26 protein-coding genes and 1 tRNA gene are annotated in these 18,791 nt (G+C 38.2%); 17 read left to right on the forward strand and 10 right to left on the reverse strand.

The window, feature by feature from the left end; genetic code table 11:
- Nucleotide 1 precedes the first annotated feature (1 nt).
- Nucleotides 2–361, reverse strand: coding sequence for a BlaI/MecI/CopY family transcriptional regulator (locus Ami103574_RS04135; protein ID WP_163065424.1), 360 nt, complete (start codon nucleotides 359–361; stop codon nucleotides 2–4).
- A 617-nt stretch (nucleotides 362–978) separates the two neighbouring features.
- On the opposite strand from Ami103574_RS04135, the gene Ami103574_RS04140 reads away from it, so the two are divergent.
- Entirely contained in the window at nucleotides 979–1,923 is a 945-nt protein-coding gene (locus Ami103574_RS04140) for a DUF5105 domain-containing protein (protein ID WP_163065425.1), read from the forward strand.
- Nucleotides 1,924–2,165: 242 nt separating this feature from the next.
- Here Ami103574_RS04140 and Ami103574_RS04145 read toward each other — a convergent pair whose 3' ends face one another.
- The 4 genes from Ami103574_RS04145 to Ami103574_RS04160 all read right to left on the reverse strand — a co-directional run bounded on the left by Ami103574_RS04145 (nucleotide 2,166) and on the right by Ami103574_RS04160 (nucleotide 4,457).
- Nucleotides 2,166–2,426 carry a Txe/YoeB family addiction module toxin gene (locus tag Ami103574_RS04145; protein ID WP_163065426.1) on the reverse strand — a complete coding sequence of 87 codons (261 nt, stop codon included), beginning with the start codon at nucleotides 2,424–2,426 and terminating at the stop codon, nucleotides 2,166–2,168.
- On the reverse strand, nucleotides 2,419–2,691 hold the full coding sequence (locus Ami103574_RS04150; RefSeq protein ID WP_163065427.1) for a type II toxin-antitoxin system Phd/YefM family antitoxin: 273 nt from the start codon (nucleotides 2,689–2,691) through the stop codon (nucleotides 2,419–2,421). Before Ami103574_RS04150 ends, Ami103574_RS04145 begins: the two co-directional genes overlap by 8 nt.
- An 82-nt stretch (nucleotides 2,692–2,773) precedes the next feature.
- A complete protein-coding gene (locus Ami103574_RS04155) occupies nucleotides 2,774–3,931 on the reverse strand; it encodes a tyrosine-type recombinase/integrase (protein ID WP_163065428.1) in 1,158 nt (385 codons plus the stop codon).
- Nucleotides 3,921–4,457 carry a helix-turn-helix domain-containing protein gene (locus Ami103574_RS04160; protein WP_163065429.1) on the reverse strand — a complete coding sequence of 179 codons (537 nt, stop codon included), beginning with the start codon at nucleotides 4,455–4,457 and terminating at the stop codon, nucleotides 3,921–3,923. The genes Ami103574_RS04155 and Ami103574_RS04160 overlap by 11 nt, the downstream gene beginning before the upstream one ends.
- A gap of 166 nt (nucleotides 4,458–4,623) precedes the next feature.
- Here Ami103574_RS04160 and Ami103574_RS04165 point away from each other — a divergent pair, with 166 nt between their 5' ends.
- The 10 genes from Ami103574_RS04165 (at nucleotide 4,624) to Ami103574_RS04210 (ending at nucleotide 10,955) form a co-directional block, all read left to right on the forward strand.
- Complete coding sequence (locus tag Ami103574_RS04165; protein WP_163065430.1) at nucleotides 4,624–4,830, forward strand: helix-turn-helix domain-containing protein; 207 nt, start codon at nucleotides 4,624–4,626, stop codon at nucleotides 4,828–4,830.
- 1 nt (nucleotide 4,831) lies between these two features.
- Nucleotides 4,832–5,083, forward strand: a complete 252-nt coding sequence (locus Ami103574_RS04170; protein ID WP_163065431.1) for a hypothetical protein — start codon at nucleotides 4,832–4,834, stop codon at nucleotides 5,081–5,083.
- Nucleotides 5,062–5,265 carry a DNA-binding protein gene (locus Ami103574_RS04175; protein ID WP_163065432.1) on the forward strand — a complete coding sequence of 68 codons (204 nt, stop codon included), beginning with the start codon at nucleotides 5,062–5,064 and terminating at the stop codon, nucleotides 5,263–5,265. The genes Ami103574_RS04170 and Ami103574_RS04175 overlap by 22 nt, the downstream gene beginning before the upstream one ends.
- On the forward strand, nucleotides 5,252–5,671 hold the full coding sequence (locus Ami103574_RS04180) for a replication initiator protein A (protein ID WP_163065433.1): 420 nt from the start codon (nucleotides 5,252–5,254) through the stop codon (nucleotides 5,669–5,671). The genes Ami103574_RS04175 and Ami103574_RS04180 overlap by 14 nt, the downstream gene beginning before the upstream one ends.
- Nucleotides 5,641–6,042 carry a phage replisome organizer N-terminal domain-containing protein gene (locus tag Ami103574_RS04185; protein ID WP_163065434.1) on the forward strand — a complete coding sequence of 134 codons (402 nt, stop codon included), beginning with the start codon at nucleotides 5,641–5,643 and terminating at the stop codon, nucleotides 6,040–6,042. Before Ami103574_RS04180 ends, Ami103574_RS04185 begins: the two co-directional genes overlap by 31 nt.
- 272 nt (nucleotides 6,043–6,314) lie before the next feature.
- On the forward strand, nucleotides 6,315–6,599 hold the full coding sequence (locus Ami103574_RS04190) for a hypothetical protein (protein ID WP_163065435.1): 285 nt from the start codon (nucleotides 6,315–6,317) through the stop codon (nucleotides 6,597–6,599).
- Nucleotides 6,600–6,731: 132 nt separating this feature from the next.
- Entirely contained in the window at nucleotides 6,732–7,727 is a 996-nt protein-coding gene (locus tag Ami103574_RS04195) for an S-layer homology domain-containing protein (protein ID WP_163065436.1), read from the forward strand.
- Between the two features lie 14 nt (nucleotides 7,728–7,741).
- Nucleotides 7,742–9,073 (forward strand): hypothetical protein, encoded by a 1,332-nt coding sequence (locus tag Ami103574_RS04200; protein WP_163065437.1) that lies wholly within the window; start codon nucleotides 7,742–7,744, stop codon nucleotides 9,071–9,073.
- A 380-nt stretch (nucleotides 9,074–9,453) separates the two neighbouring features.
- Complete coding sequence (gene mobV, locus Ami103574_RS04205) at nucleotides 9,454–10,662, forward strand: MobV family relaxase (RefSeq protein ID WP_163065438.1); 1,209 nt, start codon at nucleotides 9,454–9,456, stop codon at nucleotides 10,660–10,662.
- Between the two features lie 14 nt (nucleotides 10,663–10,676).
- Nucleotides 10,677–10,955 (forward strand): hypothetical protein, encoded by a 279-nt coding sequence (locus tag Ami103574_RS04210; RefSeq protein ID WP_163065439.1) that lies wholly within the window; start codon nucleotides 10,677–10,679, stop codon nucleotides 10,953–10,955.
- 419 nt (nucleotides 10,956–11,374) lie between these two features.
- Here Ami103574_RS04210 and Ami103574_RS04215 read toward each other — a convergent pair.
- Nucleotides 11,375–11,451 (reverse strand) — tRNA-Arg (locus Ami103574_RS04215).
- Between the two features lie 409 nt (nucleotides 11,452–11,860).
- On the opposite strand from Ami103574_RS04215, the gene Ami103574_RS04220 reads away from it, so the two are divergent.
- From Ami103574_RS04220 to Ami103574_RS16065, 4 genes are all read left to right on the forward strand, one after another.
- Complete coding sequence (locus tag Ami103574_RS04220) at nucleotides 11,861–12,355, forward strand: DUF1836 domain-containing protein (RefSeq protein ID WP_163065440.1); 495 nt, start codon at nucleotides 11,861–11,863, stop codon at nucleotides 12,353–12,355.
- A gap of 83 nt (nucleotides 12,356–12,438) precedes the next feature.
- Entirely contained in the window at nucleotides 12,439–13,026 is a 588-nt protein-coding gene (locus tag Ami103574_RS15810; RefSeq protein ID WP_246213192.1) for a spore coat associated protein CotJA, read from the forward strand.
- On the forward strand, nucleotides 13,023–13,271 hold the full coding sequence (locus tag Ami103574_RS04230) for a spore coat protein CotJB (RefSeq protein ID WP_163065441.1): 249 nt from the start codon (nucleotides 13,023–13,025) through the stop codon (nucleotides 13,269–13,271). The genes Ami103574_RS15810 and Ami103574_RS04230 overlap by 4 nt, the downstream gene beginning before the upstream one ends.
- Nucleotides 13,272–13,273: 2 nt before the next feature.
- On the forward strand, nucleotides 13,274–13,381 hold the full coding sequence (locus Ami103574_RS16065; RefSeq protein ID WP_163065442.1) for a manganese catalase family protein: 108 nt from the start codon (nucleotides 13,274–13,276) through the stop codon (nucleotides 13,379–13,381).
- Nucleotides 13,382–13,387: 6 nt separating this feature from the next.
- Here the strand turns inward: Ami103574_RS16065 and Ami103574_RS04240 are convergent, their stop codons facing one another.
- The 3 genes from Ami103574_RS04240 to Ami103574_RS04250 all read right to left on the reverse strand — a co-directional run bounded on the left by Ami103574_RS04240 (nucleotide 13,388) and on the right by Ami103574_RS04250 (nucleotide 16,797).
- The gene (locus Ami103574_RS04240) at nucleotides 13,388–14,797 is read right to left on the reverse strand and encodes a recombinase family protein (RefSeq protein WP_163065443.1); all 1,410 of its coding nucleotides are present in this window, start codon (nucleotides 14,795–14,797) and stop codon (nucleotides 13,388–13,390) included.
- Nucleotides 14,798–14,970: 173 nt separating this feature from the next.
- Nucleotides 14,971–16,308 (reverse strand): DUF4041 domain-containing protein, encoded by a 1,338-nt coding sequence (locus Ami103574_RS04245; RefSeq protein ID WP_163065444.1) that lies wholly within the window; start codon nucleotides 16,306–16,308, stop codon nucleotides 14,971–14,973.
- A gap of 45 nt (nucleotides 16,309–16,353) precedes the next feature.
- A complete protein-coding gene (locus Ami103574_RS04250) occupies nucleotides 16,354–16,797 on the reverse strand; it encodes a helix-turn-helix transcriptional regulator (protein ID WP_163065445.1) in 444 nt (147 codons plus the stop codon).
- Between the two features lie 160 nt (nucleotides 16,798–16,957).
- Between Ami103574_RS04250 and Ami103574_RS04255 the strand changes: the two genes are divergently transcribed.
- Nucleotides 16,958–17,173 (forward strand): helix-turn-helix domain-containing protein, encoded by a 216-nt coding sequence (locus Ami103574_RS04255; protein WP_163064716.1) that lies wholly within the window; start codon nucleotides 16,958–16,960, stop codon nucleotides 17,171–17,173.
- A 142-nt stretch (nucleotides 17,174–17,315) separates the two neighbouring features.
- Nucleotides 17,316–17,999, forward strand: coding sequence for a hypothetical protein (locus Ami103574_RS04260; RefSeq protein ID WP_163065446.1), 684 nt, complete (start codon nucleotides 17,316–17,318; stop codon nucleotides 17,997–17,999).
- Nucleotides 18,000–18,426: 427 nt separating this feature from the next.
- Here the strand turns inward: Ami103574_RS04260 and Ami103574_RS15815 are convergent, their stop codons facing one another.
- A complete protein-coding gene (locus tag Ami103574_RS15815; RefSeq protein WP_163065447.1) occupies nucleotides 18,427–18,777 on the reverse strand; it encodes a hypothetical protein in 351 nt (116 codons plus the stop codon).
- Nucleotides 18,778–18,791: the final 14 nt, after the last annotated feature.

Below are 18,791 nucleotides of genomic sequence, written 5' to 3' on the forward strand. Positions count from 1 at the left end.
GTTATTTGGCCTCCTCGATTAATTTGGCAAGCCGTTTGGCTTCTTTTTCTGAAATACCCTGGTTTTTGAGAAAAGCCGAAAAAAACAACTCGCTGGAACCGCCGAACATTTTATCAATAAGCTGTTCGGTTTCACTTTGTTGTACTTCGTCTTTAGTGACCAGAGCCTTGCATAAGAACCCCGGTTCCTCCCGGTCAATGGCACCTTTTTCAATACATTTTTTGATCACCGTATAGGTGGTGTTTTTGTTCCAGCCGACCCGTTCCGTCAACACCTCTACGATGTCGCGAGCAGGCATCTGGCCTTGTTCCCACAAAACCTCCATCACCTTGAGCTCTGAGTCAAAAAGTTTAATATTCATATCCTTTGTTCTCCTTTGGACTATTGAAGTAGTCTGATTTGCAACTAGACTATCACAATAGTCTGAGCTTGTCAAGAAGAGATGGCGGATTTATTTGTCCAGCACACTCAGCACGAATAGGATAGAAGCGGTTAATGGGCAAAAAAAATAGCCAAAGGGCCATTATGCAAGTTTGATGAAGGTGCAGAATTAAGTTGCCCCCATCATATTAGATGGGGGCTATATGAGAGGATTTACCAGTACCATCTACAGCAACAGTTGCACCCGCAATTCCAATTCCAATAGTAAGGACAACAGTAATAGTATCTATCCCGATTACAAAAATCAAACATAATTAATACCCCCTTTCAAATAAGGTAAGTATTGTTATCATGTTATTCAGCAAAGTTGAAAAGGTGACATTATGTTAAAATAAATAGAGTCAGGGCCATGGGAAAAGTATTTGTATGATTCAAAGAGGCGGAACAATGGCAAGAAGGAAAAGGCTTGGTGGATAAGCAGATTCGGCAACGTATCAAGGAGTCTAATGCAGTGTTTGAGGCAAGCATAAAGCAGAATGGTTCTTGAGTTAGATTGTGGAATATGTTACCATATATAGTACTTGGAGGTGTGTATATATGAAAAAAATATTTTCTGTATTTTTAGTTTCCATCATAGCAATTAGTCTAGTAGGGTGCGGCGGAGAATCTCCGGAACAAGCTGTAAAAAATGCACTTGGGGCCATAAAAAATATGGATACGAAAACAGCATCGAAGTATCTTGATTACGAGGAATTAATGAACCGGAGCGAAGCAGGTGAAGCGGCTATGGATGCGGATTCTGAGGCAATGGCAAAACTGATGCTGGAAAATTTAGAGTACAAAATCGTTTCATCGGAGGTAGATGAGGATTCGGCTATTGTAAAGACTGAGATTACCAATACCGACATGTCCAAAATTATGGCAGATTTTTTCCCGCAACTCTTTGGATTAGCCTTTTCGGGATTGAGCGAAGATCAGTTGGGTGACAAAACGATGGAGATATTCACTAATTTAATGAATCGAACGGATAATAAGACTGTTACGAATACTGTAGACATTAAGCTGTCAAAAGATGAAAACAGTTGGAAAATTGATGCTAACGACGAACTGACCGATGCCATTTTCGGAGGACTACTAAGTGTATCTGAGGATATAGGCAGTGGGGGAGAAGATAAGCTGAGTGAGATAAACAACTGGCTGATAGAAGATATTTGGAACAATGGGCTATGTGAAATAAGCTATTATACGTATGATGGAACCAGCAGCACGGGTGATACGATTGACATGGACTTTACCCTGTCACAGTTCGATGTAGCAATGGGAAAAAAAGCGGCGTATGATAAATATATAAATAGCTTAGAGGGGGAGCAATATGCACAGATTAAGTCCATATGGGAGAAATTATCTCCCGAAATAGACAATTTATATAATCAAATCAAGGCAAATAAGCCAGTGGCAAGTGACCTATCAACGGATGTGGACACTGGTAAATTTGAGCAGTACCATGACGCATTTTCAGATGCGATAGATGAGATTGAATAATTAAAGAAACTTTGCAAGACACGTCAGGAATGGCGTGTTTTTCTATACAAAAAAATATGCTTACCCAAAAGGGTAAGCATTCTTTATGGTGCGCCATGAGGGATTCGAACCCCCGACCTTCACATCTGATAAATAAATGTGATAATCGTTGAAATATAAGGAGTATAGAACAAAATAAATGCTGATTTCCCCTATTTTTCCCACATGGCGTTTAGATACAGCTCAAATATCATGATAAACACTTAATCATCATAATGGCCTTTACAGCCTAAAATATAAATCGTATCATCGGCAATTTTATAGACCAAACGGTCTTTCTCTGTAATTCTGCGACTCCAGTAGCCAGATAAAGCATGTTTTAAAGGTTCAGGCCTTCCAATACCTTCATGCCCATTTCGTTCTATGTCCTTGAGAATATCATTTATGCGCCGTAAGACTTTGCGGTCTTCTTGAAGCCATAAGGCATAATCTTCCCAGGCATTTTTTGAAAACATTTTATTCATTGGCCAGTGCCTCTAACTCTTCTGTGGTTTTAGTGATGCCCTGGTGTTTATCAAACTGTTCTTTGCTTTCTAAGAGCCTTTCATAGTTAACCTTGTCGCTCATGATAAATAGATTCTCAAGCATATTGTTGTATTTATCAAGACTAATCATCACCACGTTTTTTTCATCTTTTCGTGTAACTATTACAGTCTCACAGTTTTCTGTTACCAAATCACAATAATTTTTCAAGTTATTGCGAATCGTAGAATAGTTTACTGCTAACATTCCAATCACCTCCTATATATAATTGTGCAATATATTGTACAATTATAGTATAACCACATCTGGCAAAGAGTGCAATAATTTATTAAAAAATATTTGTTGTTATTTTCTGTATAGCTTCACGCTTCTGCTCATCGTCAATATTTACATAAAATCTTGCTGTCACATTTATGTTGCTATGTCCCAAGAGTTTGTAAGCTGTTTGGAGTGGTACGCCTTTTTTGCATAGATTGGTGCAGAACGTATGGCGGTAAGTGTGGAAGCCTTTGTTATCTATACCAATACGCTTGTAATATCGTTTTAAGGCAGTGGCTATGTTATGACGATCATAAAAGCCACCGCTTTGTGTTGTAAAAATAAATTCGGTCCGGTAGCCATTGCGGAGCATTTCTTTTTGATGCCATTGGTGGTGCTTTTCTATCTCCTGAATGATGTTGTCGCTGAGCGGTATATTCCGTACGGAGGTAGTGGTTTTTGTTTTTTCAATGCTTAATCTATGGGTTTTAACACCGCTGTCAGTAATATCGGCCACATTGCTTAGTTGCTTTGTGATATAGACCTTTTTATCGCTTATATCCATATACTTTAGTGCTAATAATTCACTTATCCTGCACCCGGTATTTATTGCTAGTAATACTAGCAGCCTGAATCGGTTGTCAGCCAAGTTTTGTATAATACGCTTAAGCTCTTCATCAGTCCACACCACAATATCGTGTCCGGCATGTGGCGCACCTTTAGCTTGCTTTTTTTTGGGGAGAACTAAGCTCCTGGTTATATTCCGGCTGTAGCCCTCTTTTTCTAAATACTTGTACAAATGCCCCATAATGTTATTAATAGCTTTCAAGGTTGAATCAGAGCAATCCACCGTATTATAAAATTCCTGCATTTCTAAGGTTTTGACTTCATCAAGTTTCATGCCGGCGATTCTACTTTGCTTCACATATTTTCTGTATACCTGTTCATATCGCTCTTTGGTGGTAGAAGTAAATCGGCCATCATTCAGGAATACGTTATAAACAAAAAAGTCTGCTATTACCCCGAAGTGTTGCTTTTCTGATGATAAGCCTGCCGACCGTTTAGTTTTGAAGTCTTCATATTTGGCTTCTGCATCGCTTTTGTTTTTGCCGTAGAACTCTTTGATGTCATCAACCCATATGCCATCTTTATTGAGTTTTTTACCCACTGTACGGCGAATCCGATAATATGGTATGCCGTTTTTGATGCAGTTGGTTTTATTGGCCATTAGAACTCTCCCCGTCATTTTTTAAAGGTTTAAGACGTATCAAATGTTTCTTATCTATTTCTTGAGAAAGTAAAGAAATTATCCGTTTAGTAAATTCTGCTATCTCATTTTCAATACGTTCAAAATCTTGTTCAGTTATTATTAATTCTGATTTTGATAATGAGTAATTACTCATTATATTAGTATAAACAAGTTTGATTACGTTTTCACCGTTAGGATCTAAATTATTAGCAAAAACTCCATCCAATTGAATACCTAAAGAACTTAGATATTCAATAAAAATCTTTTTTTCCGTAGAACAACTAAAAGAAAACGCAGCAGTATTATATAATCCATCTAAAATTAAGGTGTCTACTGATATGTCTAAAGCTTTAGATATTTTTTTTAAATTGGACATTTTAGGAATGCGAGCACCTTGTTCATATTTTTGTATAGCATTTTCTGATAAGCCCGTCTGTTTGGCTAACTCTTTTTGGGTTAATCTTAATCTATTTCGGTAAAATTTTATTTTACTTCCAATGGTCATATATACCCTCCTAGTACTTTTGCTTATTATAACATTATTAAAAAAAAAACAAAAGTACTTAAATTGTACTACAAAGTCAATAAAATAGCATTGACAAGTACAAAAAGTACGTGTATATTGTGTTGTAGTACAATATACGTACAAAAAGCGTACAAAAGGAGGTCTTATGAAAATAAATAAAGAGAAGTTTGAAATCTGTTTAGCAAACAATCAACTACTTTTCAACGATTTTTGCAAAAAATCCGGCATATCAAAATCGTCTATGCGTTTTGCACTGAGTGGCACAAGAAACACAAGACCGCAAACAATCGGTAGGATAGCTGAAACATTAGGTGTTTCAGTTGAAGAAATAATTTTGAAAGAAGGTGAATAATTTGAAAACATCAATTATTTCAAGGGTACTTGCTGATGACATAGACCCCATGGAGGCTTCTTTTATCATTTCAAAGTTAAAGTCGGATGCCGAGAAGCATGGTTATAGTATCAGAGGCACTGGAGAGGCATATTTCACCTTTTGGGGCGAAAACAATTGTCTGAGCAAAATTTCGTATGATTCAGGAAGCCAACAAATAACAGAAACGCAGCTCAAGGAGGTAAAAAGAATATGGTTAGACTACGCACAGTAGAGCAAGCTTGGAAAGAAATAAAATCAGCAGATGCTAACACCTCTGTGACACGCCATTACATACGCTCTCTGGTCAATGAATCCAAGATTCCAATAAAAAAATCCGGGACTAAAGTTTTAATAAACATGGAAACACTTGAAAAGTACCTGTCACAAGAAGGTGATGATTATGGAAAAGCTTAATTTAGGATACATAAACCCTAGAGCTTTAAGGGGTTATAACTTTTATATGATTCCTAAAATGATAGTGATCCATCAAGCTTTTAATGGAATCGGCTACGGAAGTAAATTGTTGTATGGAATAATTTTAAGTAAAGCAAGCCTATCAGCACAAAATGATGATTTTATTGATGGCGATGGTAATCTATATGTTATCTATACCGTTGAGCAGATAATGGCGGATTTAAATTGCTCAGGAGGAACAGCAGTTAAAATGCTGAAACAGTTGGAAAGTGTAGGGCTAATTATAAAGAAAAAGGTAGGTCAAGGAAGTCCGAATAAGATTTTAATTAACATGGAAATGCTTGATAAATATTGGGAGAAAGGAGGGGATGACGATTGTCAGAAGCCAAAAGGTATTATTGGTTAAAACTTCCTGAAGATTTTTTTGAAGATGAAACTATATTATGGCTTGAATCTCAGGAGAATGGAAAAGATTACTGTTTATTTTATTTAAAGCTTTGTGTTAAAGCCTTAAAAAAAGATGGGGTCCTAATTAGGTATGTAGGAGAATTAATAATTCCATATGATTTAAGTTCTCTATCAAAGCTCACCAATACACCAGTAGATACTGTCAAAATTGCAATAGAGTTTTTAAGAAAAATAGGGTTAATTAGCGTTTTAGAGACCGGGGAGATAATTATTGAGCAATTTAATGAATTGGCGGGGAGTGAAACTGATAAAGCACGATTAATGAGAGAAAAACGCATAAAAGAAAAGCTAAAATTGACATCAGGGTAACATTGTTACCCAAGTGTTACCAGATGTTACCCAAATGTTACACAGAGTCTAGAGTCTAGAGTCTAGATATTTATTGTCAGAGAAAGAAAAGACTTAAGTTATTATTAACTAAGCAACCAACATGCCAAACGGCTGCTACAAAAAATAAAAATAGTCAGGCCAATCCCGATTAAGATACGACCCGACTATTACACAAAGCGGTAGCCTTGTATTTGAAGTATACTCGTTCTTACTTGAAAATACAAGGCTGAATCAAGAAAGGACAAGGCGTTATGGGTATTTTAAATGAAATTTTTATGAGATGTAAAGAATTTAATAATGAGCAACACTTACTATTTGAACGTGAAGCAGTAAAGCAATACGACAGAGAGATAAATCAGAAAATCAGAAATTTCATGAAGGAAATCTCCGATGTCCAATTGCAGGAACAGCTTACGAGATTTTTCGAAGAAATTGATGAATTAAATAATGCTCGTGATTCTGAAGTTTCAAAATTATTTATTGTTCATGGCATGTCCGTATACATGCAGCTTCAACATGAAATACTTACAACCTAAGCAAAATGAGGGAAAGGAAAAAACATGGATAGAGGTTCGTAGAAAATGCTATAAGTATTGAAATTTCAACAGTTTTATGATATAATTATCTTATAATACATAAGACAATTATTGAAAAATCGGAGGTAAGAAATGAAGAAAATTAAAGGTTTAATTTTAGCTACCGTGATGGCTACTTTGCTACTAACTACTGTGTTTAGTTATGCTGCCGTAAGCTTCAGCGATGTAAAAAACACCAATTGGGCGTATCCGTATGTAAGTAATCTTGTGGAGCGTGGCAGCATTAACGGATACTCAGATGGCACATTCAAACCAAGTAACACAATCACTAACGCAGAATTCATAAAAGTTCTGGTAGCAACAACTGTTAGCCAACAAGAGAAAACCGGCACACATTGGGCTAGTGGTTACATGGACAAGGCGGTGGAGCTAGGCATATTGAAAAATAATGAAATTACCCCGGCTCAATACGACCAAGCTATAAGCCGGGAGCTGATGGCCACCGTCATTGCTCGTACTGCAGAACAAGTGCTGAAAGAAAACATTGCTTGCGAACAACGAACAGTTGTTGCCGGCACCATCTATGATTACGGCAGTATCTCCGACAGCTACAAAGACAGTGTGGTGGACGTATATTATGCCGGAATTATAACAGGCTATTCTGACGGCAAATTTAAGCCGAAGAATACGGCAACCAGAGCGGAAGCCTGCACTATGATTATTCGGCTTTTGGAAGCTAAAGAGCGTAAGGCCTATGAAGAAAAGGAATCCGTTAAGGAGGTGCCCATCGGCACAATGATTATGAATTTAGAGTGGAGTGCTGCTTTAAAAAATCTGACAACCTGTGTGATTGATGATGATTTAGCGAAATATGAAATGGAGATATATACAAATCCTATTAACGGCGTTGTTGGAATTAAAGCAAGATATTTATACTCAACTATTTATTTTATTAGAGATGGCGAAATTGTTGGTTCTGACGGCATCATGACTGACAGGGATGGTTATACTAGCTTTGGATTTTTTGAAGGCTCTAAAAACGGTGATATCACCACCATTGACTATATCGGCTCACTAGATAACTACACTAAAATTCTAACCCTTGTCGCAAACCCATTTAAGAAATAACGGAGGGAACCGCCATGAAAAAATATTTGTCTTATGTTTTAGCATTGGCGCTGCTGGTGAGCTGCGCCGTTATTCCCCTTGACACCGTATCGGCCGAAACCGGGCCTATGAAATATTGGTTGGATATGGGTGTTCAGCAAGTATGGTCCAATCCTGATGGGTCGTGGGATGGTCAGGTTAAGCAAGGGGATTCAATTGATGTCACATCTACCATAGGCTTTTCTGCTCCTGTAGAGATTGTAGGATACTATACCGTAGAATCTTCCAATTTCAATTTTGAGGACAAGTCTGGCACATATAACTATAATAAATCTAAATTAATATTTGATGAAGCTAGCTACCAGCGCAGTTATGGCCAATACAAATCAACTCAAATAACGCCTGTTTCTGCTACCGCTTCGGGAAACAATGTAACCATAAGCTATAAAGCAAAGCTTGAAAATTCGGGCGAGGTATTTAACTTAGCGAAACAATTGCGCTTGCCAGAAAATTTAACTGGCGACAAATTGTGGACATTACTCGGTAGTGGTGGCGGAAAAGACAATGTAAAAAAATATTCCCCAGCAATCTATGATAAGTGGCAAAAAGCATACGATGAAGGGCTCGGCGATACCATACAGGCCTATTTATATTTCACACCAACGGTTATAGCTTACCGGGAGATTCTACCGGATATTCCTGAAGCTCCGCAGGCAGTACCCCCAGCAGACACAAAGGGCAGCTGCACCGATGTAATCAAATGGAGTGAGACAAAGTCACATACCTATACCGTTGGAAGTGGAGAAAATAAAAAGACAAGAACTTGCAATCACGTGTACACTTACCAGAGCAAACTTTCATCATCAGCAACCTTGACAGCAGCTAAGCCTAATGGAAATAACACCACTTTTAAATCCGGATATGGCTTTTCAGTCAATGTAAATAACAGCATAGCAACCAGCCAGATCGGTAACAGCGGAGCATGTGGAAAAAGCTTGTCTAAAGCCAATAACAAGAAGCCAGTACCCCCATCAGCAGCAGAGGTTCGGACCAGCGGGACGGTAAAAGTGAAAGGAGCAAAGGCAACACAGCCAAAGAATGTGGCATTGGCCAAAGGTGCAACCACAGGCACTACCTCTAAATTTATAACGGCTGCCAACCCATTATCCCAGTATAAAAAGGCTCAAATCTATACTGATGTTGCGCTGAAAGGTACAAAGCAAAAGCCAGTTAAACATAGCGTTACAGCCTATACTTATGGCGGTGGAGTAAATGGCGTGCAGTTCTGCAAATCCATACCGCTTACCTTTACTATTAATGGCAATATGTATGAAGATGACTGGACAGTTGATAGAGTGCCGAAATAAGCGGAGCGGGAACGAAATCAAGGGGGCAGGCTTGCCCATGGAGATTGCCGTTAGGCAATACAATGGCTTGCTCCTTGATGGAGAGACACGGAATACACTTATCCTGCGGAGCAGACCTAGACAGGTTTGCTCCCTGCCACACGGCGAGTGGGAGAAGTCAAGAGGGGGAACCCCCTCTTGTGGGTAAGGCATTGGGAGCGATGAGCGACCTTTGACAAGGGCGAAGCCCTAACCTCGTAGAGCGAACGGGGCAACGAAGTTGCCCTAGTGAGATAGAGCAACAGAGAAAAAACGCACGTCGGTGACGTCGCGTTTTCTGCTCTTGTTGCTCTATAAAAAACTCTCACAACAAGCCATAAAAGAAAAGGAGCAAGACGGATTTGAGTAGCCAAGTGGTAAGGGTGCAAGGCTTCAATAAAGGTTCGCTTAGTGCAATCGGCAAAGAAGTCGAGCGAGAACAGATTCAACACCGTAATCCCGATATTGATATAAAACGCACCCACTTAAATGAAATATATAAGCAGACGAAAAACGGCATGTATGCGGAATGGAAAGACGTTTGTAGTAACCTAAACGTAAGTAATGTTGACAAGCTTAAAAAAAAGGCTATAGCTTTTGAAGGCATGGTTATTACCTCTGATAAAGATTTTTTTGAAAAATTAGGGTATAGGTCGGGTCTTCCGCCACCAGAGAAGATTAAAAAGTTTTTTACCCTAGCATATACTTTTGCTATACAAGAAATTGGCTTTAAAGGAACTGATACTAACGTGCTTTCTGCTGTAGTTCATTATGATGAAACAACTCCACATCTACAGCTATACTATGTCCCTGTGGTTGATACTTGGAAAGAAAAAGTCTTACAAAGAGATAAAGACGGCAAAGTTTTAAAGAGCGATAGCGGCTCACCGATCCAAGCAAGGGACGATTCCGGTAAGCTTATTTGGAAAGTCATTAGGGATAGTGGAGACCGCAAGCTTTCAAGGGACAGCTTTTGGAAAAATAAAGGTGGAAATACCTCTTATACTAAATTGCAGGATAGATTCCATGAGCAGATTGGTAAAGCCTACAATCTTGGACGAGGGGAAAAAGGAAGTACCAGGGAGCATACAACAAAGGCTCAATGGGAAATAGAAAAAATAGAGGCTTTAAAAAGCGAAAAACACGATTTAGAACGACAAATCCCTATTTCTAGCAGTACTGTCTTAGGAGTGCATGAAATCGCTAAAATAGAGCCAAAACAAGGGTTTGGTTGTATAAAAAATGTAACTTTGAAAGAAATTGAACACCTAAAAGCAGAGGCTACGGAAAAGATTGTAATTGAAAGGGCTTTCGCCCTACAAAAATTTGAGAATGAATCCCTTTTAAAGAAACAACTTAATTATCAACAAAATGAAACAAATCACACAAAAATCAAAAAAGAAGCCACCTTGTTAAAAAAGCAAATAGCCCATACTGAGCGAATTATCAACTCTACCCCTGAGCTGAAAAAAATGTTTGATACTGCATTAGAAGAAGATATGAAGAATAAACAGGACTGGTTGAGCAAGCTTAACCCAGGCAATCAGAGAACAATAAATAAAAAATTATAAAAAAGGAGCGTTATATGATATTTGAAGTTACAGAAATATCAACTGGTGAAAAGCGAAAATTTAGCCTAAGAGACCTATATGCCGTAGAACTTAGTGAAATAGACCTTTCGCATAGTTGTTACAAGGACAGAGAAGAGGAAGCAAAAGAAGAACTGAATGGAATTTGGATAAATTTTGACGATTTTAATGAGGATTGGAAGTTGTCAGGTAATTGCTGCGGGAGTGGTCTTTATCCATGGTCTGTAAAAGATGACCTAAATCCTGATTTAAAAATCAATGTCATAACGGCCTAATGAATAGAAGAGAGGGCAAACTGAAGTTTATTCTATTAGGGGAAGTCAAAAAAGTAAAAAAACGACGATTTAAGCATTTTAATATTTGCCACGGAACAAGTATGCCAAAACTATATAAAAATCTCTTAAAAACGAAATTAAGAGCATATAAACCACATATGCACCTCTTGGCTGAGGTGCATATTTTTTACCTTAATAAAAATTTCCCCTATATAATTTTTATTAAAATAATAGAATTAAGTGTTTTCAATGGTTCTCGCAATTTTCATTTCCCCCATTTTTCCCACAAAAGTTATTAAATGATACAAAAGTTACTACAAGAAAATGTAAAATATCAAAAATTACAGAACTTACCATTACTCTTAAAAACGTTTAAATTTCAAGGAAAAGTAAAAGCCCGTTGCGTTTGCAACGGGCTTTGGTGCGCCATGAGGGATTCGAACCCCCGACCTTCACATTCGTAGTGTGCCACTCTATCCAGCTGAGCTAATGGCGCATGCGCTTAAGCACGTTATTCATTATATAATATTAAGACGATCTTGTCAAACTTTTTAACAAGAAATGGGCATATAAATTTCTTTGTTTAAATAAAAACAGAAATATAATTTGCAAAGATTGTCGTTAAATTTTGTCTTGCAGTCATTTGGAGATGTACTTGAGCAGATTTTTTGCTGTGTTGTCCGGCCATTTAATATTAAAATACGAGAATTTAATTTCAAAATGACAGAAAACTTCTGTTATTTTATAGGCAAACTCTTAGTTGTGACAAAGAGCTGTGAATGGTATAATAAATTCTATGGATTATATTGGGCTTTACCATCGGGCAGTGTTCATTGAAATATATGAAGGTAGCTGCTCATGGCATAGTTACCTCATAAGCTATGGGGGATTGGGAGTGAATACAGATGGATGAATTAAAGGAATTGAAAAAAGCCTTACAGGAACAGCGACCCAACGAGTGGGAAGATATACCAGATATTGATTTATACATGGATCAGGTGCTGAATTATATGGTCCGGCAGCATATTGGGCTGGAAAGTGGAGAGACACTTACATCAGCTATGGTTAACAATTATATTAAGAAAGAGCTGCTGCCTCGAGCCAAGGGAAAGCGGTATGAACGGCAGCATATTGCGTATTTGACAGCTATCTGCCTCTTCAAACAGGTTTTATCTGTTGATTCCACCAAGGAGCTGCTGGATAGTCAGTTAACGGATTCCGACATAAAGGGCTTTTATAAAAAATATCGCACCAAGTTGGATCAGTCCTATAATGAGGTAGCTGAAAAAATAGATGAGAACATGGACAAGCAGGAGATTTCAGAGTTGGTGCTGGAATTAGCTGTTTCCAGTTATGCTCAGAAAATGGCCTGCGAGCGGTTGCTAGAACTTTTGGTTTAGCAAGGCCACGAAGGAATTTGTGACCTTTATGAATCCCCTGTCATAGTATATCTTATATATTTACTATGAAAGGGGATTTTGTTTTGAGAAACAACATGAGCGGGCCTGCAAAGGACGCGGTTTTCCGTAAGACAAATGAAAACCGTACAGAGCCTTATGTGGGTATGCCGATATACTTAGATGATTCGTTCTTTGACTTCATGGGCGAAAACGGAATGGTTGAATGCCCTGCACCTAAGGAATCTGACGATGAAATGAACGAGGCAGCACCTATGCCGGCTCCAGAGACAGGAGGAGGGCAGACGCCGCCACAAGTGAGCCCAGCACCAGGACAACGGCCTTCACAGCCGGCACCAGCGCCGGGACAACGGCCTTCACAACCAGCACCAACGCCAGCGCCGGGACAACGGCCAGATTGCAGCAACGGAGGCAACTGGGACAATGGATGCAACGGAGGCGACAGAAGCAATGGGGGCAACTGGAATAATGGAGGCACCGGAGGCAATGGAGGCGGCACCAGACCGATGGACTGCGTAAGCGGCTGTCCGCTGGCGATGGCGTATGTGCCTTGGCAGCAGTGGACCACCACTTATGATATGGAAGAGGGATTTTCAGCGGGGACCATATTCCCTGAACTGGATTTACCGTTTTTAGGAGGTGCCTGTAAATGAATCGAGATGAATTGATGCTCCGGGTACAGATGTTGTCATTCGTGTTGGTAGATACCAATCTTTACTTAGACACTCATCCTGAAGATCGGGCGGCACTGGGCTTTTTTAACAAATATAATGCCTTATATGAGAACGCCAAGATGGAGTATGAGGCGAAGTTCGGGCCGCTGACTCCAGCGGGAACTAATGATACAAATACCTGGTCATGGATTGATGAACCATGGCCTTGGCAGAAGGAGGTTTAGGTATGTGGACTTATAATAAGAAATTGCAATTTCCAGTAAACATTAAAAATCCTAATCCTGCTATGGCGAAGTATATTATTACTCAATACGGTGGACCATATCGCAAGTGACTATGATTAGAGATAAAAAAATATTTTCAAGAGTTCTCCAGGCCTTGAAAATTCAACCCTTTCCACACATCCACGGATTGCATCGTACTTGGCGTTAAAGTAATCTTTTTTGTAATTATCTGTAAGATTTAGAACCTTTACAAGCCCCTTGACCTTTTTCACCAGCTGGGAATTATCTACGGCCGGTTCCTTTATTTCATCAATCTTGGCTTGCAAATCGTCCACCAGGGCGGTCAATTTTGTCTTGTTAGCCGAATACTCTTCGGATGTGTCAATGCCCTCTAAAAAGGCAAGCTTGGCATTCTCAAACATGCGTCTATACCGTTGCTGCTCTTTGATTAGTAATTCTTTTTCATTAACTAAATCATCATTTACAAAGGGGCGCACGTTCAATTCATATTCTTTTTTATTGTCTATATCGGACAAATACTCAATGATTGCCTGTTCTAACTTTGAAGCCTGTATAAAATGAGATATGCCGCATTTTCCCTTAGTGTAGCCGATGCACTGAAACCCATCGTGTATTTTGGAGTAAGACATAGTTGCGCCGCAATTTCCGCACTTAACAAGTCCGGACAAGTAATGCTTCTTAACATCCTTCGGCTTATCATTCTTCTTAAATGCTTTATGTTCTGAATGCAATTTTTCCTGCACCTGATTAAATAAATCTTCGGATATGATGGGCTTAAAGTCGGATTGTTTATTGATGCCGTTCCAAACTGCCCGGCCAATATATACTTGGTTTGAGAGCAGCCTTTTTATAAACCTATTTTCTATAGGGTTTCCGCGTTTCGTTTTCACCCCCATATCATTCAAAATCCTTGCTAGGGTCGTGATGCCGGTTCCGCCTAAATACCTTTCAAAAATGTATTGTACATACTTAGCCTCAGTCTCATTAACGGTCATGGGCTGACCTGGTGCTTTATCATAGCCAAAAGAAGGGGTGGACTGTATTTCTCCACGCAGCGCCTTCTCGGTCATACCTCGAACAACCTCACCACTTAGATTGATGCTGTAGTATTCGTCCATCCACTCTATGATTCTTTCTATAAGAGAACCAAAGGGACCGTCGATCAGGGGCTCAGACACGCTTTCTACGTCAATACCTAGCTGTTTTCTAAGCATGGACTTATATACGATACTCTCTTCCTGGTTCCTTGCAAAACGTGAAAATTTCCATAGAAGGATAACGTCAAAAGGCTTAGGGGTTTGCTTAGACAGCCCAATCATTTTATTAAACTCATCACGCTTTTTTGTGCTGCGGCCTGTGATTCCTTCGTCAAGAAATATGTACTTGTCGTTTAAAATAATGTTATGCTTCGCTGCGTAATTCTTTATTTCTCTAAGCTGAGCATCCGGTGAATACTCTAGCTGATCATCTGTAGATACCCTTATATAGGCAGCACCTATTCTCATACCATCACATCCTTATCTAATTTTACTTAAAAATGGGCATAAAAATACCCGGGGCTATCAAAAACTTGATTTTTCCGGGCTGTAATGGTACAATCTACTTGCATTACGGGTTGTAATATTACAGCCTATATGATATTCGCTCCGGTTGCCGCCGGGGCGTTTGTTTTTTGTTTTTAAATTACTTCTTTCAATTTTAGAGATTCTCTATATTGATAAGCATCTGGCGCTTCTATAAATTCAACTGTTTTATCGTGATTTTCCTTTACTACCCGTTTAATCTCATCTAAAGTTACATTAAAGAATTCACGTCGTGTATTAATCATATTTATTTTTTTGTTTTCAAATTCTCTATGCAGTGTGTTTTCTAGTTTTGGCGCATCATCAGAAAAGATCATTGCGTGGATGTCAAAGTTAAATGGGACGGATGCATCACCTAACTCATCAACTCTTTCCTGTGGGTCCAAACGACGGGTCATACCGATTTTGAATATATTTTCACCGAATGCACCTATATTGGAAATGATATAGACGTATCCCGCTCTTTGATTTGCTTCCCTATAATCTATTGATTTGATTTGTTCTTCAATATCCTTTAGGTGCAAGACAATTTCAGATTTCTTTTCTTCAAGCAATTCCTTCTCGTCTTCAGATGAGCATTCAGATAGCTGCTGTTCAATCTTAGCAAGAGCATTTAAGTAATGCTTTTTTTCTTTTTCGTTTAATTTTCGGGCTTCCTCTATTTCTTTGGCTAGGCGAGCCTCTTCTCTCTGCTGCGCCCGCATCTCCTTCATCTCTTCTTTTTCTTGTTGTTTTTTCATTTGGTACTCAAGCGCAATAGATAGTTCCTCTATTTTTAGCAAAACATATTGTCGCGAGATTGAGACGCTCATGATTTTTCCAAGTTTACTGATGGACTCTGCGGATTTTGTAATCCGAGCCTGACAACGATCAAAGTTATTAAATTTAACGGTTGAAACTGCTGCTTCACATTCATTATTGAATGAACGGAGACAAAGCTTTATCATATCATTAACAAGTTTACGGCCTTGTGCCGCACTGTTATTTACTGTCCAAGTCTGGGAACCCGTAGCCGCCGTTCCATTTCTTATCATTGATTTTTGTTTGTTGCGATTTATATCTAACTTTTCTTTATATTCATCAGAATGAACAAACTTATATTTTGGTTTATATAGAGCAAAATTTTCAAGCTCAATTAAATCATCAGCAGCGATGATTTCCTTCTCTTTTCGCTTTAACTGAAATTCGAGGTCTGAAAGCTTTTGACAAAGCTTCTTTTCTTCTTGTTGCTTAGAGGTGAGGATGCTTTCGACACTTTCCTGTTCAGCTTTTAACCGATTAATTCTAAGCTGAATGTTTTGAATATCGCGCATTTCGGGGGTAAGTAAACCTTCTAATTGCTCTTTCTCAAGAGTAAGCTTACTTTTTTCGTTTTCTAGCGTGCTTATTATAGATTTGAATTCTTGTACTTTTAAAAAATCAAATAACCCCATTATGTACCTCCATTAAACTACTTTGTCTTTTTTATGATTCTTATACTATAAATCCTCTAGATCCTGTTTCATCAGTTCGATCTGCTCTGGAGACATATCATCGTTATGTGCAGCAATAGGCATTAGGCGATCAACCTCATCCTCTTCTTTTTCTACGTCCAAGATCTTCTGGGAATAGGAAGAAATTTTTTGCTTTCCGACAGGAGAACATTGCCTATATGTACGTACCAGGCTTTTTTCATTTACGGATAAAGTATCCGATGGAGCCGAAAGCTTTACTTTCATCTCATTCATTTTATCCTGAAATATGTAGTTAGCATCAACCCCCAAAACCTGCATCAATTGGTAGAGTATATCAACCTTAGGATGGCTTGTGTTGTTTTCGTAGTTTCCTATTGCGGTTTGACGAACACCCACCAGTTTAGCCAACTGCTCCTGTGTTAACCCTTTGCGCAATCGCGCTTCTCGTATTTTATTTCCTATGCCCATTCAGTATTGCCTCCTCCACTGAGTAGAACATTATACCAAATATCTTTAAATGTCAAGATGAAAATACCAAATAACTTGGTAAAAAGTATTGACACAACAAGAAACTTGTTATATAGTGTGAAATATACCAAGAAACTTGTTAATTAAAGGAGGGAGCAAAATGTCCATAGTAGCAATAAACGTTTACCGGATAATAGAAGAGAAATGCCTCAAGCAGTCTGCGGTAGCATTAAAAGCAGGATACGATCCTAAAAAATTTAACGCGATGCTCAGAGGAAGAAAAACCATTACTTCGGAGGATGTTTTACCAATAGCGGGCGCACTCGAAGTTGAAGTCAATGACCTATTTACCCAAAACGGGCAGATAAAACAATGAAGAAGAGCTGAAGAGGAAAGAAAGTGCTTGGAGATATAAGAGAACACCCTCTGCGGAACGTGTCGGCATTAACGAGGGGAGGCATAAAAGTAAGACCTCACAAAGTGTTGGATTTGTAGTATAATCAGAATGAGGTGAAAATATGGAATTAAATAGTTTATATAATATTTTAATATTTATTGCTCCAGGGCTATTAGTGAAAGAGTTACATGGATATTTTGTTAAAGGAAAGGTTTTCAAACAACCAGCTTACGAGTACATTTTTGAAATAGTAGTAGATAGTTTAATTGTTTTGTTTTTTAGTGTAGTTGTAATTAATTATTTTAACAAAGAGAATTTAAGCACTGTAGAAAGTATTACTACATATTTTAATGACATTTTTAATATAGCAAGTTTCATAGGAATTGCGTTTCCAATAGCCGTTATATGGTGTATATTAAAATATAAGGTTATTATCCCATCATTTTTAAAAACTAAAAATTTTATGTTTACTAAGTTGGGGTTCACGTTTGTCCATACAGGTAAGCCTAGCACATGGGATAGCATGATGGAATATCAAGATATAAATAATACCTGGCAAGTTGTTTCTGTGTATAATCATAATAATTATATTACGTCAGGAATGATAGAGGAAAGAATATCGTCGAATGCAGCTGAATTTGAGCTGGCTTTAGAATATAAACAGGATACAGAGAAACTTATGAAAGAATACCCAGAAAAATTTCGTGTATGGCATGAATATTACAATATAAATACTGGGCTTAGAGTATTATTTTACAATCAAGAATTATTACAAGAGCACTGGGATAAAATGATTAATAAATAAATTATTTTTTCGGGGGCTTAGGAGGAGAGACAATTTTCAGGCTAGTAGCTCCATCGCGAGATGTGCTAGTTTTACTACCGTTTTTAGACCCGCTTTGTGGTGGGTTAGAAATTGAAACAGGGTTATTACTCATACTGATACCTCCAATACGTCCAGTGCTCAAAAACATTATACAACATACAACAAAATACTACAAATCCAAACACTATGAATCAACATAGTGTTTTTTTATACCCCGAAACATGGGAATGAGAAAAAGCTGAGATGTGAAATGCCAGTTGAGAGGAGGTGAAGAGAAGATGGGAAACAGAGAGAACTCTCAACATCAATGTGGGATAGTTAGATGGGGTAATCAAAAAAGCGAACCAGCTAAGCGAACTCTTGCTAGAAGTTCGGAAACAGTTTGATTCGCTTTCAGAAATACAGCTTATGATTGGTTGAAAATATTCTGTGTATATTGGTTAGCAGCTTCGTTTAGCATTTCCTGCCAAGAGCCAAAGTGCGTAACTGCCTGAATATGTTTGTCAAATATGTCATCAGGAATGTTCTCAAAGTCTTCCTGGGAATTGACAAAAAAGTTGCCAGATTTGAGAAGTTCATCAAAACTGCTGAAATATGTGTATTTTTTCATGAAGTTTGAATTAAAAATTTCATCAAAGTTTACTTCAACAGAGACTTTTTCTTCGACAGAAACTTTTACCTCTTTTTTTACCTCTTTTTTCTCTAGGTCTTTCTGGATTCTTTTTAAACCGCGATCAATAAATTCATTAATACCCATAAAAGCGCCTCCTT

The organism is Aminipila butyrica, assembly GCF_010669305.1.
Classification (GTDB): Bacteria; Bacillota; Clostridia; order Peptostreptococcales; family Anaerovoracaceae; genus Aminipila; species Aminipila butyrica.